The 17,623-nt window shown below is 38.0% G+C and carries 16 protein-coding genes; all 16 read left to right on the forward strand.

The features are described 5' to 3' along the window. Positions 1-24: 24 nt before the first annotated feature. The gene (gene pcrA / locus FNLLGLLA_RS04685) at positions 25-2,214 is read left to right on the forward strand and encodes a DNA helicase PcrA (RefSeq protein WP_174892287.1); all 2,190 of its coding nucleotides are present in this window, start codon (positions 25-27) and stop codon (positions 2,212-2,214) included. A gap of 81 nt (positions 2,215-2,295) precedes the next feature. Continuing rightward, the gene (gene ligA / locus FNLLGLLA_RS04690) at positions 2,296-4,299 is read left to right on the forward strand and encodes an NAD-dependent DNA ligase LigA (protein ID WP_174892288.1); all 2,004 of its coding nucleotides are present in this window, start codon (positions 2,296-2,298) and stop codon (positions 4,297-4,299) included. A 75-nt stretch (positions 4,300-4,374) separates the two neighbouring features. Next, complete coding sequence (gatC, locus tag FNLLGLLA_RS04695; RefSeq protein ID WP_004695967.1) at positions 4,375-4,665, forward strand: Asp-tRNA(Asn)/Glu-tRNA(Gln) amidotransferase subunit GatC; 291 nt, start codon at positions 4,375-4,377, stop codon at positions 4,663-4,665. 11 nt (positions 4,666-4,676) lie between these two features. Continuing rightward, positions 4,677-6,137 (forward strand): Asp-tRNA(Asn)/Glu-tRNA(Gln) amidotransferase subunit GatA, encoded by a 1,461-nt coding sequence (gene gatA, locus FNLLGLLA_RS04700; RefSeq protein WP_174892289.1) that lies wholly within the window; start codon positions 4,677-4,679, stop codon positions 6,135-6,137. Further along, positions 6,134-7,582, forward strand: coding sequence for an Asp-tRNA(Asn)/Glu-tRNA(Gln) amidotransferase subunit GatB (gene gatB / locus FNLLGLLA_RS04705; protein ID WP_004695962.1), 1,449 nt, complete (start codon positions 6,134-6,136; stop codon positions 7,580-7,582). The genes gatA and gatB overlap by 4 nt, the downstream gene beginning before the upstream one ends. A gap of 163 nt (positions 7,583-7,745) precedes the next feature. Beyond that, positions 7,746-8,162, forward strand: coding sequence for a DUF308 domain-containing protein (locus FNLLGLLA_RS04710; protein ID WP_024061837.1), 417 nt, complete (start codon positions 7,746-7,748; stop codon positions 8,160-8,162). 63 nt (positions 8,163-8,225) lie between these two features. Further along, positions 8,226-10,064 carry a B12-binding domain-containing radical SAM protein gene (locus FNLLGLLA_RS04715; protein ID WP_174892290.1) on the forward strand — a complete coding sequence of 613 codons (1,839 nt, stop codon included), beginning with the start codon at positions 8,226-8,228 and terminating at the stop codon, positions 10,062-10,064. A 108-nt stretch (positions 10,065-10,172) separates the two neighbouring features. Further along, the gene (mnmL, locus tag FNLLGLLA_RS04720) at positions 10,173-11,138 is read left to right on the forward strand and encodes a tRNA modification radical SAM protein MnmL/YtqA (RefSeq protein ID WP_004695956.1); all 966 of its coding nucleotides are present in this window, start codon (positions 10,173-10,175) and stop codon (positions 11,136-11,138) included. 8 nt (positions 11,139-11,146) lie between these two features. Further along, a complete protein-coding gene (locus FNLLGLLA_RS04725) occupies positions 11,147-12,160 on the forward strand; it encodes a PhoH family protein (protein WP_024061834.1) in 1,014 nt (337 codons plus the stop codon). A 2-nt stretch (positions 12,161-12,162) separates the two neighbouring features. Then, a complete protein-coding gene (ybeY, locus tag FNLLGLLA_RS04730; RefSeq protein WP_174892291.1) occupies positions 12,163-12,639 on the forward strand; it encodes an rRNA maturation RNase YbeY in 477 nt (158 codons plus the stop codon). Further along, positions 12,632-13,531: a GTPase Era gene (gene era / locus FNLLGLLA_RS04735; RefSeq protein ID WP_174892292.1), complete on the forward strand. Its 900-nt coding sequence runs from the start codon at positions 12,632-12,634 to the stop codon at positions 13,529-13,531. Before ybeY ends, era begins: the two co-directional genes overlap by 8 nt. Before the next feature lie 54 nt (positions 13,532-13,585). Next, positions 13,586-14,917, forward strand: a complete 1,332-nt coding sequence (locus FNLLGLLA_RS04740; protein WP_004695947.1) for a hemolysin family protein — start codon at positions 13,586-13,588, stop codon at positions 14,915-14,917. Continuing rightward, entirely contained in the window at positions 14,904-15,608 is a 705-nt protein-coding gene (gene recO, locus FNLLGLLA_RS04745) for a DNA repair protein RecO (RefSeq protein WP_174892293.1), read from the forward strand. The genes FNLLGLLA_RS04740 and recO overlap by 14 nt, the downstream gene beginning before the upstream one ends. A gap of 66 nt (positions 15,609-15,674) precedes the next feature. Next, positions 15,675-16,193, forward strand: coding sequence for a hypothetical protein (locus tag FNLLGLLA_RS04750; RefSeq protein ID WP_174892294.1), 519 nt, complete (start codon positions 15,675-15,677; stop codon positions 16,191-16,193). A gap of 99 nt (positions 16,194-16,292) precedes the next feature. Further along, complete coding sequence (locus FNLLGLLA_RS04755) at positions 16,293-17,096, forward strand: DUF3100 domain-containing protein (protein WP_101928307.1); 804 nt, start codon at positions 16,293-16,295, stop codon at positions 17,094-17,096. After that, positions 17,089-17,550 (forward strand): hypothetical protein, encoded by a 462-nt coding sequence (locus FNLLGLLA_RS04760; protein ID WP_101928306.1) that lies wholly within the window; start codon positions 17,089-17,091, stop codon positions 17,548-17,550. The genes FNLLGLLA_RS04755 and FNLLGLLA_RS04760 overlap by 8 nt, the downstream gene beginning before the upstream one ends. The last annotated feature ends 73 nt before the right edge of the window (positions 17,551-17,623 follow it).

Raw genomic sequence — 17,623 nt, forward strand, 5'->3', positions numbered from 1 at the left:
TGTAAGGGCAATAGGTGTATTCCGATGAATTCATTATTAACAGGTTTAAATAAAGAACAACAACAAGCTGTCCAGCATACGGAAGGCCCTTTATTGATTTTAGCCGGTGCTGGATCTGGTAAAACAAAGGTCTTAACAGTTCGTATTGCACATTTATTGGCACAAGGTGTTAATCCTTATGAAATATTGGCCATTACTTTCACCAACAAAGCGGCAAAAGAAATGAAAAGCCGTGTAGAAGGTCTTGTAGGCGATGTGGCAAATTGTATATGGCTCAGTACATTCCACAGTTTTTGTGCTAAGTTTTTACGTTTTGAAATAGATAGTTTCTTAGGTTATAACAGCAATTTTACTATCTATGACACATCCGATTCTCAAGCTGTTATTAAGGCCGCATTAAAATCGTTAAATTTGGATGATAAATACTATCCTGTAGGAGCTATGATAGCTGCCATATCTGATGCTAAGAATCAATTGCTTTTTGCTTCTGATTTTAGAAAACAAGCGCGAGACTTTTACCAACAAAAGGTAGCCGATGTTTATGAGTATTATGAGCGGGAGTTGCGCAAGAATAATGCATTAGACTTTGATGATCTTTTATTAGTAGCCGTTAAATTATTACAGTCTAATGCAGCTGTTCTTGATAAATATAGTCATCGTTTCCGTTATGTCATGATTGACGAGTATCAAGATACGAACCATGCACAATATTTATTGGCGAAATTACTAGCTTCACATTGGAAGAATATTGCCGTCGTAGGGGATGCTGACCAAAGTATTTACGCTTGGCGTGGTGCAGATATTCAAAACATCTTAGATTTTGAAAAAGACTATCCTAATTGCACATCTATAAAATTGGAGCAAAACTATCGTTCAACTAAAATTATCCTCGATGCAGCCAATGCTGTTATTGATAATAATGAGGGACGTCCAGAGAAAAATCTTTGGACCGATAAGACGGAAGGTGCGAAAATTCAGCATTTTACGGCTCAATCTGAACATGAGGAAGCCGCTTTTATCGGTGACACAATTGCAAAGAAACATGATATTCACGATGTTCCATACGGGGATATGGCCATTTTATATCGTACAAATGCCCAGTCTCGTGTCCTTGAGGAAGCACTCATTAAGCGGGCCTTACCTTATACGATGGTAGGGGGCACAAAGTTCTATGATCGTAAGGAAATTAAAGATGTTTTAGCATATTTACGTGTATTATATAATCCTTTTGATGATTTGAGCTTGTTGCGTATTATCAATGTGCCTAAACGGAGTATTGGGGCCACTACGGTTGCTAAGCTACAAGAATATGCTCGTGCGAATGGTACATCTTTATTTATGACGCTTACGCAATTACATTTAATTGATTCTATTAAGGGCAAAACTAAGGAAAAGTTAGAAGAATTTGGTATTCTCATCTTTACTCTTGTGTCTGAAATGGAGAATCGAACTGTACTAGATATCTTAGAATCTATTCTAGATAGAACAGGTTATTTAGCACAATTAGAAGAGAGTACAGACCCACAAGATCAAGCTCGTGCTGAGAATATTGGTGAGCTTTTATCTGTGGCCAAAGACTTCCAAGATACAAATCCATCTGGTACTGTAGAGGACTTTTTAGAGCAAGTAGCACTTGTTAACGATGTAGACTCCTTCGAACAAGAAGAGGCTAAAGTGACATTGATGACATTACATGCTGCAAAGGGTTTGGAATTTCCTATCGTATTCTTATGTGGGTTGGAAGAAGGTTTATTCCCTCATAGTCGTACCTTGATGAACCCTGAAGAAATTGAAGAGGAACGTCGTCTTGCTTATGTAGGTATTACGCGTGCTGAAAAGGAATTATATATTTCTAATGCCACTACTAGAACCGTATTTGGCCGTACTAGTAGTTATTTACCATCTCGATTTATCGATGAAATTCCCGAAGAATTAGTAGATGGCTTACGTGCTAAGCGTAAAGTGCCTGATGATATTAAACGTCATGTACCTCAACATATGAGTGTTACTAGCCGCCCCGTGACGAAGCCAATCGTACGTAATGAAGTAATTGCTGACTGGAAGGTGGGCGATACGGCGATTCATAGTAAATGGGGTAATGGCAAAGTAATCAACGTAACTGGTGAAGGTGCTGGTATGAAATTGACCATTGAGTTTCCTACACAAGGTGTGCGCGTTGTAATGGCAAAATTTGCACCAGTTAAAAAGGAATGATTATCCTAATTATGTATATGGTTAAATAGGGAACATATACAATTATTTAAATAGCTATATTTCTGTAAAAAAGGATATAAAATGGATCCGAAAGATAGAATTAAAGAGTTGCAACAGGAACTCACTCATGCGCAGTACTTATACTACGTAAAGGATGCTCCTACTATGAGCGACTTTGAATATGATAAAAAATATCGTGAGCTTGTGGATTTAGAAACTGCTCATCCTGAATATATTGTGCCATCTTCTCCAACACAACGGGTTGGTATAAAGGTGGAAGGCTCCTTTGAAAAGGTCGTTCATGGACGTCCTATGTTAAGCCTTAGCAATGTATTTAATGCTGATGAAGTACGAGCATTTGGAAATCGTATAGAAAAGGAACTTGGTCATAAGCCATCTGCGTATGTTGTAGAACTTAAAATCGATGGCTTAGCGGTTAATTTACATTATGAAAATGGTATGTTTGTTCGTGCCGTTACACGTGGTGATGGTCGCGTTGGTGAAGACGTAACAGCTAATGTACGTACCATTAAATCCATTCCATTATTTTTAGATAATGCGCCAGAGTTTATCGAAGTTCGTGGTGAAGCCTATATGCCTCATAGCGAATTTAAACGTATCAACGAAGAACGTGATGAAGAAGGTCTTCCGACCTTCGTAAATCCTCGCAATGCTGCAGCAGGCTCTTTACGGCAACAAGACCCAGCTATTACTGCTAACCGGAATCTAGCGTTTTTCGCATATGCTATAGGTTCTGAAGTGGGAGCCAATATTCATAGCCAAGAGGAATTGCTTAAGAACTTAGAGAACTTTAAGTTCTCTGTAAATCCTCATTATCGTGTATGTAAAACAATTGATGAAGTAATTGAAGCCATTGATTATTGGGGTGATAAACGGCATGAACTTCCATATGATACAGATGGAATGGTTATTAAGGTAAATAGCTTTGATGATCAAGAGGTTCTTGGTAGCACTGCAAAGGATCCTAAATGGGCCACTGCGTACAAGTATCCACCTGAAGAAGTGGAAACAATCCTTAAAGATATTACCATTAATGTAGGTCGCACAGGGGTTCTAACTCCTACTGGTGAGCTGGAATCCGTATTTGTATCTGGTACGAATGTAAGCCGAGTTACATTACACAACCAAGATTTTATCGATGAAAAGGATATTCGTATTGGTGACCACGTTATCATTCACAAGGCGGCGGAAATCATTCCGGAGGTTATCCGTGTTGTTCCTGATAAGCGAAATGGCTCCGAAATTCCTTTTATAATTCCTAATACATGTCCTGTATGCGAATCTCCTGCAGTTCGTCGTGAAGGAGAAGCGGCAGTTCGATGTACGAATAAACATTGTCCAGCTATTGAAAAGGAACAAATTATCCACTTTGCCTCTCGTGACGCTATGAATATCGATGGCCTTGGTCCTAGTATCGTAGAAAATTTGATCAACAACAAGTTAATTACAAATGTTGTTGATTTATATCATTTAACTGTAGACCAACTTGTTACGATGGACCGTATGGGTAAAAAATCTGCAGAAAATTTGGTAAAAGCTATTGATGACTCTAAATCACGTGGTTTAGACCGTGTATTATATGGATTGGGGATTCGTTTAATCGGCTCAAAGGGTGCAACTACAATTGCTAATGTGGTGCAATCTATAGATCGGTTCATGACTATTACGAAGGATGAACTAGTAGCAGTTGAAGAAATCGGGCCCACAATGGCAGATAGCATCGTTGAATATCGTCAAGATCCAGCACATAAGGAAATTATTGAAGGCTTAACTCAAGCTGGTCTTAAGATGACCGTAGATGTAGTAGAAGCTGCAGGTAATCAAATGGAAGGCGAAATCGTCGTTCTCACAGGTAAGCTTGAGGTTATGGGGCGCAGTGAAGCCGGTAAAATCCTTGAAGCTCATGGAGCCAAGGTTACTGGTTCTGTTTCAAAGAAGACAACACTCGTCGTAGCTGGAGAAGATAGCGGTAGTAAGCTCACTAAAGCAAATGAATTGGGCATTCGTGTTATGAACGAAGAAGAGTTCGTAGAACTATTAAAAGAACTCGGTGAAATCCAATAAATATATAGTCTTACAATGTTTTGAAAATATATACTATTTGCTTTATAATAAGTAATTATGAAAGGATGTGTTCCGATGAAAATCAGCCAAGAGGAAATAAAAAAAATCGCCTTGCTTTCACGTTTGGAAGTTAAAGAAGAACATATGGCACATGTAGAAAAAGAGTTGTCCGACATCTTGACCTATGTTGCTGAACTAGATGCATTAGAACTAGATGGTGTTGAACCAATGGCTCATGCTGTACCTTTACACAATGTATTTAGAGAGGATGAAAAGAAACCATCCCTTGATCATGAGTTAGCTTTATCCAATGCTCCAGAAGCAGAAGATGGGTACTTTAAAGTGCCTCGTGTTGTACAAGAATAGGAGATTTTGCTGTGCCGACAATTCATGAATTACATAAAAAACTTGTGAATAAAGAAATCAGTGCCGTTGAATTGACGAATGCTGTTATTGCTCATAAAGCTAAAGTGGAACCGACTGTGCATGCGTACTTGTCCGATTCTCATGACCGTGCTTTAACCATAGCTAAGGTTGTAGACGAAGCAATTGCTAAAGGTGAAGCGATTTCTCCATTAGCTGGTATTCCTGGTGCGATTAAAGATAATATTTGTATCAAAGACGAACCTGCAACTTGTGCGTCTAAAATGTTAGAAAACTTTGTGCCTCCATATAATGCGTCTGTTATCGAACGCTTACAAGACAATCATTATATTAGCCTTGGTAAACTTAATATGGATGAATTTGCTATGGGCGGTTCTACAGAGAATTCTGCATTAGCAAAAACGACTAATCCATGGAATATTGACTGTGTACCGGGTGGTTCTTCTGGTGGTAGTGCAGCTGCTGTTTCTAGTGGTTCTGCAATTTGGGCTCTCGGTTCTGATACAGGTGGCTCCATTCGTCAACCAGCCTCTTTCTGTGGCGTAGTAGGTTTAAAACCAACCTATGGTAATGTATCCCGTTACGGCCTTATTGCTTTTGCATCTTCTTTAGATCAAATCGGACCTGTTACACGGGATGTAACGGATGCTGCATTGGTATTGAATGCTATTTCTGGTTACGATGCAAAAGATTCTACATCGATTCCAGGTGCTCGTGTGGATTACACTACAACTCTTATAAATGATGTAAAAAATCTTAAAATCGGTGTGCCAAAAGAATTCTTTGGCGAAGGTCTCAATAGTGAAGTTCGCAAAGCTATGGAAGAGGCTATCGAAACATATAAAAAATTAGGTGCTGAAATCGTTGAGATTTCCTTGCCTAACTCTAAATATGCGTTGTCTGCATACTATATCATCGCATTAGCAGAGGCAAGCTCCAACTTGGCTCGTTATGACGGCGTAAGCTATGGTATGCGCGTACCTGCAGATAATCTAGTAGACATGTCTACTAAAACACGTACAGAAGGTTTTGGCCCTGAAGTACAACGTCGTATCTTGTTAGGTACTTATGTATTGAGTGCTGGTTACTATGATGCTTACTATTTGAAAGCATTAAAAGTTCGTCGCCTCATTAAAAATGAATTTGATGAAGCATTCTCCAAAGTGGATTTGATCTTAACACCAACTGCACCTAATACGTCTTATAAATTTGGTGAAAAAGCAAATGATCCATTGGCAATGTATTTGGAAGATATCTGTACGGTACCAGCAAACCTTGCAGGTATTCCAGGCATTAGCATTCCAGCAGGTATGAGCAGCAGTAATTTGCCAATCGGCTTACAATTGCTTGGCCCTGCTATGGGTGAAGAAACATTGTTACGTGCCGCTTTCACATTTGAACAAGCACGTCCAGACTGTCAATTAGTAGCACCAACTGGGGAGGTTTCTCTATGAGTAGTAAATACGAAACAGTCGTTGGTTTAGAGGTTCATACAGAGCTTAAGACTAAGTCTAAAATCTTCTGTGGTTGTACCACTGAATTCGGCGGCGATCAAAATACGCATGTATGCCCAGTGTGCCTTGGCTTGCCTGGTGCAATGCCTGTGTTAAATAAACAAGTAGTAGAATTTGCCATTAAAGTAGGCTTAGCATTGAATTGTGAAATCCTTAACTTTAACAAGTTTGACCGCAAAAACTACTATTATCCTGATTTGCCTAAAAACTATCAAACATCTCAATATGATTTACCAATTTGTTTAAATGGTCACTTAGACATCGAAGTGAATGGTGAAACTAAACGCATTGGTATTACCCGTATTCATATGGAAGAAGATGCAGGCAAACTCGTTCATAGTGGCAACACTATTTCCGACTCCAAATCTTCTAATGTTGACTACAACCGTACGGGTGTACCTCTTCTTGAAATCGTATCTGAACCAGATATTCGTTCCGGTGCAGAAGCGAGAGCATACGTTGAAAAATTACGTTCTATTTTACAATATTTAGAAGTATCTGACGGTCGTATGGAAGAAGGTTCTTTGCGTGGTGACTGTAACGTATCCGTACGTTTACGTGGCACTACAGAATTTGGTACACGTACAGAAACTAAAAATGTTAACTCTTTAACTGCAATTCAAAAAGTTGTTGAATATGAAGCGTTGCGTCAAGCTAAGTTAATCGAAGCTGGCGGCAAAGTAGATCAAGAAACACGTACTTGGGATGATGCACAAGGTATCACGCTTGGAATGCGTAAAAAAGACGAAGAAAACGATTACCGTTACTTCCCAGAACCAGATTTGGTACCAATCGTAATTACAGATGAAAAAATCGAAGAAGTACGTCGTGCATTGCCAGAATTACAAGATGCTAAGATTGAACGTTTTGTATCTGAATATGGCTTGTCTCGTGAGGATGCTACAATTCTCACAGTATCTCGTAAGACTGCAGACTTCTTAGATGCTACTGTAAAAGCAGGTGCAGATCCTAAAACTGTGGCTAACTGGATGCTTGGTGACTTGTCCAAGATGATTAATGAAAGCGGTTTAACATTTGCTGAATCCAAGGTAAGTCCTGAAAACTTGGCTGGTATGATTGCCCTTATTGATAAAGGTACAATTTCTGGTAAAATTGCGAAAAAAGTTATCGTATCCATGTGGGAATCCGGCAAGGATGCTGATACTATTGTAAAAGAGGAAGGTCTAGTTCAAATCACAGATACTGGTGCTATTGAAGAAATTGTTAAGCAAGTTATTGCTAATAATCCACAACCAGTAGCAGACTTTAAGAGTGGTAATGGTAAGGCTATAGGCTTCTTAGTTGGTCAAGTTATGAAGGAATCTAAAGGCCGAGCTAATCCGGGAATGGTAAATGAATTACTTAAAAAATTCTTAAATGACTGATATGAGTGTTAACATATATTAGCATTAAGCAATATAAAAAATAATCCCTTCAGATATATGGCTTTATATCTGAAGGGATTTCTATTTGCCATTATGATGGTAAAATATGGTATAATAAATTGTATAAAATCAATTAGTATTTGTTCATATAAAGGAAATACATATGAATGATCAACACAATATAAACAATAATCAAAATACATATAGAAATGGTCAATCAGATGATACTTATAGTCGCAGTACTTATTCTGGTGAACCTAATACACGCGTATTATCCGACGATGAGAGACGAGAATTTGATGGTGTAACTATTGAAGAGGTAGGCGATTCCGTCCATGTAGATTCAACGCCAACTAATATCAATGACGAGCAACAATATTACGATGAAAACAATCAATATGAACCGAAAGTTAAGGTGTATAGCTTTAATAGTACAAGCTGGCTTAGTCGAATTATATTGTTCATTGTTTTAGGGATTATTTTGGCTGCTGTTGTATTCTTTGGCAGTATCATTCTCACTGTCGCATCTGTTGTTATTTTAGTGGGTGCTATTATTTCTATTATATTTAGTCTCTTTTAATGGTATAATACATATATTATGACTAGACGGTGGCTGAGCCATTCGATGATTTAAAGGGGACCTATGAACGTAGTTTTATCCACATTAAACTCAAAATTTATACATTCTTCTCTGGCTTTGCGTTATCTTAAAGCGTATGGGCAGGCTCACGGACAGGCATACGATATAGTAGAATATACTATTAATATGCCTGTTTTACATATTCTTAGCGATATTACAGAGCGCAATATAGATGTATTGGGCTTTGCTTGCTATATCTGGAATATTGAGATGACTTTACATGTAGTAGACATGGTGAAAGCTGTGCGACCAGATATTAAAATTATTTTAGGTGGGCCGGAGGTGTCTTTCACAGCCGATGAAATCTTAAATCGTTGTGCTGCTGTGGACTATGTCGTACAAGGTGAGGGGGAAGAAGCTTTTTATCAACTTATTAGTGCACTAATCGCTGGCAAGGATGGCTTAGAAGAGCAGATTCCTGGCGTACGTGGTCGACACATTTCTGGCCGACTCCTGGGCTCTACTGATACGGTGGAGGTAAAAGATCTGAGTACTATACCATTTCCATATGTGGAAGAGGATATGATAGATTTAGAACATAAAATCATCTACTATGAATCCTCTCGAGGGTGCCCATTCTCTTGTCAGTACTGTTTATCTGGAAATAAAAATACAGTTCGCTTTTTTCCGCAGGAAAGAACTTTTAAAGAACTACAGTGGTTTATCGATCATAAGGTAAAACAAGTTAAATTTGTTGATAGAACTTTTAACTGTGCGCCACATCATCATCGACCTATGATGGAATTCATGCGTGATGCCGATACGGAGACGAATTTCCATCTAGAAATGGAACCAGAGCTAATGACGGAATGGGAAACAAATATTCTCTGTGAAACACCACCAGGCCGTATTCAAATTGAGGTAGGGGTTCAAAGTACACATAAGAAAACCTTAGATGCTATTAATCGATATAATGATTGGCCGTATATTCAAAAGGCTATTCGCCCTATTATTGAAGCAGGCCGAACTCATGTGCACATGGATTTAATTGTAGGCCTGCCTTACGAGAATAAACAGCGGTTTGGATTATCCTTTAATGATCTTTTTAGTTTACAGCCACATGCGTTACAAATTGGATTTTTAAAACTGTTAAAAGGTTCTGGTGTGCGCCGTATGGAGGAGTATCAATACATTAGTGATCCCTTAGCGCCATATGAGGTATTAAGTACTCACGTGCTCCCTTATAGAGATATACGTTTCTTAAAACACTTTGAAGATGTCTTTGAACGCTTTTATAATAGTGAACGATTTAGAACTGTGTTTGGTTATATTGGTAGTAAGCTTATAAAAGAACATACTGATACATCTATAACTGGGGAAGATACAGAAACTAATCATGTACCACCTATGAAAAAGTATGATTCTTCTAAAGTGGAGACAAAAAACGATGCCTTTTCCTATTTTTGTGACATGACACAGGCTTGGCTCGATGCAGCTAATCATAAGATTAATTTGAAAGATATAGATCAAATAGAGTTCTTGTACAATTTTTTCTTGTCTAAAGGTGATACAGTAGCTGCCGAATTATTACAATATGATACACTCGTTAGCTATCGTGGTAAGGTCCGCAGTGAAGCCGTAGGTTTACCAAAACAGACAAAAGAACTTTTACAAGAAGGGGAAGCATTCTGGCGCAATGAAGAAATTGCATCTCAGTATATTCCTAATTATTCATTTAAAGAGTGGCGCAAAATTCGCCAACAATATGTCGAAATGCCTATGTCTGAAGATACGGCTAAAGTGTTAGGTATAGAGAATGTACCAAATGTACCTTTTACAGTTGTAATCGACGTAAATAAAGAGGTCAAACCTTTTATACGTCCTGAAATAGAGGCTTGTTAGTAATATAAAAATAGTTTATCTAATTTTTTATAATCAAAAGATTAGAGAATTTATGATAGTTGAAATATTACATAATAAGCGATGATTGGTTAGTTTAATAGGAGTGTTATGACCGATACAACGAGACCAAAACGATACCGCATGGTATCTAAATATTATAAAGAAACATATGGGGAAAAGGTTTATAAATTACCTGTAGCACTACCCTTGACCTGTCCTAACAGAGATGGTTCGGCTGGTGTTGGAGGCTGTACCTTTTGTGGTGAAATTGGTGCGGGATACGAAAATCGTCCTGCCTGGATGACTGTACGCATGCAATTAGAGGAAAATATTGCTCACATAGGCCCTAAATATAAAGCAAAGAAGTTCATCCCTTATTACCAAAACTTTAGTAATACCTACTTGAATCTTGATGATTTTAAAAGCTATATTGAACAAGGTTGTATCGATGAAGCCGTGGGCATTGCTATTGCAACTAGACCCGATTGTATTGCCGATGAATATCTTGAAATATTAGCTGATATTAGGGATCGCTTTCATAAGGATATCTATATTGAGCTAGGTCTTCAAACGGTTAACTATGATACATTAGAGAAAATTAATCGTGGTCATGATTTAGCCCAGTTTATTGATGCCGTATTACGGATTAAACGATATGGATTTAACATAACTACTCATATGATAGTTAATTTACCATGGGATACAATGAAGGATACAATCGAAGGGGCTCGTATTTTATCTGCACTCGGTGTTGATCAAGTGAAACTACATGCTTTGTATATTGTAAAAAATACATTGATGGCCAAGTGGTATCAAGAGGGTCAGTTTACCCTAATTAGTGCGGAAGAATATGCTGATCGGGTTGTTAATTTTGTACGTCATTTACATCCTGACATTGTTTTACAGCGTCTTGTAGGGAGAGCACCTGAAGACAATACGCTTTTTACAAACTGGTCTATGGGTTGGTGGCGCGTACAAGACTTAATTGATGATAAACTAGACGAACTAGATGCTCATCAAGGTGATCTCTGTGATTACCTAAATGGTAAAGCAGTTCGTAAATTTATAGATTAGGAGGTTGTATGAGCGAACAAGTATTTACATTTCCTACATATGACCTAGCACAATCCATACTAGGTCAACATAATCGATATCTGCATATGATGCTTGAAGTCATCTCTGCAGATGTAGTGGCACGTGGTGATACGGTAGTTATAAAGGGTGATGAAAAACAAGTAGAAGCTCTTTATCGCACTTTAGAAGAACTAGTATTTCTTTACCGTGAAGGTAGTACCATAACTGAGTCTCAAGTGCGTATTGCAGCCAAACTCGTGGCTAATGGTAAAGCTGATGCCGTACATACTATGTTTGAGGATACTTTATCCGTTAATATGCGCGGTAAAAATATTACGCCTAAAACGGAAGGTCAAAAATACTATGTAGATAGTATCCGAAAAAATACCATTACTTTTGGTATTGGTCCTGCTGGTACAGGTAAAACATTCCTAGCCGTAGCGTTAGCTGCATTCTATTTAAAAAACCGCAATGTAGATAAAATTATTTTGACTCGCCCTGCTGTAGAGGCAGGTGAACGGTTAGGCTTCCTACCTGGTGAATTACAGGATAAGGTAGATCCTTATTTAAGACCTCTTTATGATGCATTACATGAAATGTTTGGTATCGAGCAAGTACAACGCTTTATGGAACGTGGTACTATCGAGGTAGCACCACTAGCGTATATGCGTGGCCGTACATTGGAAAATGCCTTCGTCATTCTTGATGAGGCTCAAAATACGACGGCAGAGCAGATGAAAATGTTCCTAACTCGTCTAGGAAACAATTCTAAAATGGTAGTCAACGGTGATAAGACACAAATTGACTTACCTCCACGTGTTGTGTCTGGCCTCGGCGAGGCTGAAAAGGTATTGCGTCATGTGCCTGGTATTAATATGGTTTACTTTAGTGATCAAGACGTTGTTCGTCACGATTTAGTAGGTCGCATTGTAAAAGCTTACGATGCATATCACGAACGTAAGTTAGCTGGTGAGACTACAGAATCTAACGCAGTATCCAAAGAGAATGTAGCGAAAGGATAAGTATGTATATACACATTAGCTATGATGAAGGAATTCAAGAGGATTCTAATATTGAGGCTGTTATACGCAAGGTCTGCGATGAAGTGAGTCGCGTATATGGCCTCGAAGAAGATGAAATGAGTATTTTACTCTGCAATAATGCTAAAATTCACGAGCTTAATAATGAATATCGAGGCATCGATAGACCAACGGATGTATTGTCCTTTGCCCTCAATGAAGGGGATGATTACGAAGGTAGTGAAGAGGAACATCACTTACTTGGTGATATGATTATTTCCTTAGAACGTACCCGTGAACAGGCTATCGAATATGGACATAGTTTTGAACGGGAATTAGCATACTTGACAACTCATAGCTGTTTACATATCTTAGGCTATGACCATATGAACGACGAAGATAAAAAAGAGATGCGCACAGAGGAAGAATTTATCCTAGGTAATCTCGGTTATGTGCGGGAGGATGCACCATATAATGAATAACAAGGAACATTTTAAATCAGGCTTTGTAGCTGTTGTAGGACGCCCTAATGTGGGTAAATCTACCTTAATCAACGCTCTTATTGGCGATAAGATTGCTATCGTATCCGATAAGGCTCAAACAACGCGTAACCGTATCATCTGCGTATATACGGATGAATCCAAACAAATCGTATTTATGGATACACCTGGTGTGCATAAACCTAAGCACAAGTTAGGCGAATTCATGGTAGATGCTGCTATTGAGTCCTTAAAAGAAACGGAAGCTGTTTTATTTGTCGTAGCAGGCAATGAAAAACGTGGTCCTGGGGATAATTTTATTATTGAACAATTGAAACGTGTAAAGGTTCCTGTATTTTTGGTAGTCAACAAAATTGATACACTCAAAAAAGAAGAGCTTTTAGAAGCAATCGTTTCTTATCAAGATGCATATCTTTTTGCAGGTGTAATTCCTATTTCTGCAAAAGATAAAGAGAACTTATCTGAAATTCTTAAGGTTCTAGAGGAAACCTTGCCGGAAGGTCCGCAATATTTCCCAGAAGATATGATTACGGATCAACCGGAACGCCTTATTATTTCCGATATCGTTCGTGAAAAAATCTTGTTAGCTACACGAGATGAGATTCCTCATGCTATCGCTGTAGACGTAGATGAAATGAAAACACGTGATGATGGTACTACCTATATCCGCGCTACAATCTACTGTGAAAGAGACTCTCAAAAGGGCATTATCATCGGTAAAAAAGGTGCTTTGTTAAAACAACTTGGCGCTGAAGCGCGCGCAGACATTCAAAAGCTATTAGCTACAAAGGTGTACTTGGACCTTTGGGTTAAAGTAAAAAAAGATTGGCGAAATAAATCTGGTATGTTATCTGAACTTGGTTATAGAAAATAATTTGATATAATAAAAAGAAATAAGTGTTTCCATATTCATATGAAAGGAATAAAGATGGATAGTGTAGATGGCCTGTTACCCATAGGGTTTGGTCTGTTATGTATTTTTTTAATTAACTTTTTTGTGGTTGCAAAGTTCTCCTTTGCACGCCTTCGTAAAGAACATGTAGAGGATATGGACATCCTCTTGGAGAAGGATAGAGAATTTTTATTAAAGCTTTATCAAAATCCTGAGTATTTTTTAAATACTACACAGTTTTTGATTCTATTCTTTATTTTGGCCCTTGCAGGCACAGGTACTTTTGTATTTGATAATATAGTTGATCGTATAGTGGCGGTTCTTAATATTCATAGTACTTGGATGCATTTAGTGTTAGATATTATTCTATTACTATTAATTAGCTTAATCGTCCTAATTTTTGGCGAAATTGTACCTAAAGCATTGGGCTTATCCTTCCCTACAAAATATGTAAATACCTATAGCCGTATCGTCGTGGCTGCAGGTAAATTGGTGTATCCATTTATTTGGATTGCTAGTAAAATCTCCAATGTTATTTTAGGCTTTTACAAAACAAAATATTTAACAGAGCTTGATCTTGTGTACTCAGAAGAAGAAATTCGCATGATGATTTCTCGAAGCCACGAGGAAGGGCAACTGGACCAAGTAGAGTCTGAGTTAATCGATAATGTCTTTAATTTCGTAGATCGCATGGCGAAAGAGGTTATGGTGCCTCGTCAAGACGTAGACTGCGTATTCGTTGAAGATGGTTACGATGAAGCGATGAAGGTTATTCGCTCTAAAGTACATACACGTTATCCACTCTGTGTAGAGGATAAGGACCACATTATTGGCCTCGTTCATATTAAAGATTTAATGGAACGCCCTAATCAAGCCCGTAAGGATTTGCGCAATATTAAACGAGATATTCTTACTGTTCCAGAGGTAATGAAATTATCTACATTATTGCAATATATGAGAACGCGCCGTATTTATCTAGCTGTAGTAGTAGATGAATATGGTGGCATGGTAGGTCTTGTAGGCTTAGAAGATATTATAGAAGAGCTAGTTGGGGATATACAAGACGAGCATGAGCCTCATTTACCAGCTACGATGTCCTATGCAGATGGCTCCTTTGAGTTTGATGGCAAGGTCCTTGTAGACGAAGTAGAAGAAATTATGAATATTGAAATTGATAATTCTGATTCTGATACAATTGGTGGCTATGTCTTTGGTTTATTAGAACGTACCCCAATCGTAGGTGATACGGTGGATGCTCATGGTTACACCTTTGAAGTTACGCAAATGCAAGGATATCGTATCTCTCGCATTAAAGTAACACCTATACCAGTAGAGGAACCAACGGAAGAAGAAAATGAAGAAGCTTAATGGTGGTTTTAATACGCCAGCCATCGTCATAAGTCGAAAAAAGTATAAGTTGTATTCCGTATTTACATTTATTACGCCTAGCTTGGGACTTATTAAAGCATCGATTCCACATAAGCGAATGATGACGATGCGCAACAGCTCCTATTTACGTCCATTTAGTGCCATGTATATTACAGTTGTACCCGATGGGGAATATGTAAATGTTACGCAAATTGATGGCTCCTATGTGGTGGAATCCTTAGATGTAAACCTCGATAATATTGCTTATGCAGCGGTAGCGAGTGAGCTCATTCAAGAGTTATTTGCCATGTATGACGTAGATCGCAAGGTCTTTGATACCGTTGTAAACTATTCCAAGCAAATTCGACGTCGCAATGTACAATTGGGAACGATAATGCTTGGATGGCAACTATTATCTCTCGCAGGGGTTGTCCCTAGTGCTAATGCTTTTACCCATCAAGACGGAATTGAGCCATTCTGGATGCAGGTGCGGGAAACAACAAATTTTAGCATTTCTCGTTCTGTGAAAGCCGTATTACCTCAGATTCTCGCTTACCAGTGGGGTGAAGATACGCCTTTAGAACTTCCAAAAACAATATGGAAGGAACTTGAAAAACTACTATTTGCATACTGCGAGCAAGAAATTGGTAAGCCGTTACAAAGCGTAAAGTTTTTAAATTCCATAATTTAGTGATAGATAAAAAGGCAGTTTGAGAAATCAAACTGCTTTTTATTGAAATATATTATGAGGTACTATATGGATACAATATTCTCTTCGTTACCTATCGAAAAAATAAATGAAGATAAGAATTTAGAACTACAAGAAATTCAACAGATATATGATTTCCTTTTAACTAACGACTATTATATGTCTCCTGATTATGGGGTAATAAATAAGTTATTTCAAATGATGGTTTTAAATAATTGTTGGGATCCAAAGATAGCACTCAGATACTTTGAATATTTATGTTTTCAAAGTTGGGAATATGAAGCCATCATTGTTAGAGATCTCCTATTAGATAATCAGGTTAGCTTAGCTGGTGAATTTTGTTTAGATACAGAATTAGTAAAAGATGGACTAAGTAATTTTAGAGATGATGCTATTTGGAGGGGAAAGGATTATGATAGTGACACTATTCCAGAATCTATGTCTAAATGGGCCATTTATTATGATGAAGAAGAACAAAGATTTCATAAAGTAAAACCGTCAATGATAGAAAATATTATTATTAAGGAAATTGATGCTGAACAGGGTATTTATACTATTGAAGAATAATAATATTAATAGACAAATGTGCATCTGTAATTGACACTTTTAATAACAATTATTTATAATATAACAATATTATATTATATATTTTTATAGGAGGTCATTATGCAGCTTTTGGGAAATCTCAAAATACATTTTCTAGCGCTCGTACTAACTGTAGTCGCTGAATTTATAGGCATAAAAAAACTAGGTCCTGTTGTATTGTTGCCATTATTGTACACATTGATTCTAGGTTTATTAATTTCTATTCCTAAGTTTAAAATCCTAACCATTAAACAGATGGAAAAATCTGCTGATTATATCGGTATCGCCGTTATGATCTTGATGGTAAAAGTCGGTTTAGGTATCGGTCCAAATCTTGGTATTCTTACAAGTGCAGGCTGGGCATTATTACTACAAGAGCTTGGCCACTTCTTTGGTACTATTGTATTTGGTTTACCGGTAGCTTTGCTAGTAGGTATGCGTCGAGAAGCAGTAGGTGCATGTTACTCTGTAGACCGTGAGCCGAACGTAGCAATTATTATCGACAAATTTGGCTTTAGCTCTCCTGAGGGCCGTGGTGTTATGGGCATGTACATCTGTGGTGTTCTTATTGGCGCTATGTGGTCCTCCGTTTTGGCTGGTATGTTAGCACAATCTGGTTGGTTCCATCCTTTGGCATTAGCTATGGGCGCTGGCGTAGGTAGTGCTAGTATGATGGCGGCAGCTACAGCTCCAATCATTGCGGTATATCCAGATTACGAACAACAAATCATGGCTCTTGCAGGGGCTGCAAACTTGTTGACTACTGTTCTAGGCGTATACTTTGGGCTATTTGTTTCTTTACCAGTTATGGAAAAAACATACAACTTCTTTACAGGTCGTACCCGTGAACAAGATTTAGCAGAGGAGGTAGCACATCATGAGTAAAAGCGAAAAATTAACACAATTTGTCATCGTTATCTGTATTGCTGCTATCATCACTGCAGTAGGTAATGTAATGGATGGGAAACATCTATTTAGCGATAGTTTAGTTGGCGTAGCTATCTTGGCAGCCCTTGCTACAATTGGCGCTTTGATCTCTAACTTGCCATATGCTAATAAATTACCTATGGTGTTTTGGGTATCTTTAGTTGGTGTTATCGCATCCTTACCAGGTACGCCTGGCCAAGAATGGATTATTGCTAAAACTAGCCAAGTTACATTCCTTGCAACGACAACTCCTGTACTTGCTTATGCAGGTTTATCCTTAGGTAAAGACCTTGGTGCATTCCGTCGCTTATCTTGGCGCATTATTCCTGTTGCACTAGCTGTAACAGCAGGTACTTTCATCTGTGCAACAGCATTAGCACAATTAGTACTTCATTTAGAAGGTTTAATTTAATACTAAATCATAATGATAGATGTCTAAACTATGTTAAGATATAATTATAGATTTATATTTCAGAAGATATCTA

The sequence above is a fragment of the Veillonella parvula genome, assembly GCF_902810435.1.
In the GTDB taxonomy this organism is placed as follows: Bacteria; Bacillota; Negativicutes; order Veillonellales; family Veillonellaceae; genus Veillonella.

Bases quoted from the DNA above. Each gene is read 5' to 3' on its own strand.
- pcrA (WP_174892287.1), top strand. From the start codon at position 25: ATGAATTCATTATTAACAGGTTTAAATAAAGAACAACAACAAGCTGTC.
- ligA (WP_174892288.1), top strand. From the start codon at position 2,296: ATGGATCCGAAAGATAGAATTAAAGAGTTGCAACAGGAACTCACTCAT.
- gatC (WP_004695967.1), top strand. From the start codon at position 4,375: ATGAAAATCAGCCAAGAGGAAATAAAAAAAATCGCCTTGCTTTCACGT.
- gatB (WP_004695962.1), top strand. From the start codon at position 6,134: ATGAGTAGTAAATACGAAACAGTCGTTGGTTTAGAGGTTCATACAGAG.
- FNLLGLLA_RS04710 (WP_024061837.1), top strand. From the start codon at position 7,746: ATGAATGATCAACACAATATAAACAATAATCAAAATACATATAGAAAT.
- FNLLGLLA_RS04715 (WP_174892290.1), top strand. From the start codon at position 8,226: ATGAACGTAGTTTTATCCACATTAAACTCAAAATTTATACATTCTTCT.
- mnmL (WP_004695956.1), top strand. From the start codon at position 10,173: ATGACCGATACAACGAGACCAAAACGATACCGCATGGTATCTAAATAT.
- FNLLGLLA_RS04725 (WP_024061834.1), top strand. From the start codon at position 11,147: ATGAGCGAACAAGTATTTACATTTCCTACATATGACCTAGCACAATCC.
- ybeY (WP_174892291.1), top strand. From the start codon at position 12,163: ATGTATATACACATTAGCTATGATGAAGGAATTCAAGAGGATTCTAAT.
- era (WP_174892292.1), top strand. From the start codon at position 12,632: ATGAATAACAAGGAACATTTTAAATCAGGCTTTGTAGCTGTTGTAGGA.
- FNLLGLLA_RS04740 (WP_004695947.1), top strand. From the start codon at position 13,586: ATGGATAGTGTAGATGGCCTGTTACCCATAGGGTTTGGTCTGTTATGT.
- recO (WP_174892293.1), top strand. From the start codon at position 14,904: ATGAAGAAGCTTAATGGTGGTTTTAATACGCCAGCCATCGTCATAAGT.
- FNLLGLLA_RS04750 (WP_174892294.1), top strand. From the start codon at position 15,675: ATGGATACAATATTCTCTTCGTTACCTATCGAAAAAATAAATGAAGAT.
- FNLLGLLA_RS04755 (WP_101928307.1), top strand. From the start codon at position 16,293: ATGCAGCTTTTGGGAAATCTCAAAATACATTTTCTAGCGCTCGTACTA.
- FNLLGLLA_RS04760 (WP_101928306.1), top strand. From the start codon at position 17,089: ATGAGTAAAAGCGAAAAATTAACACAATTTGTCATCGTTATCTGTATT.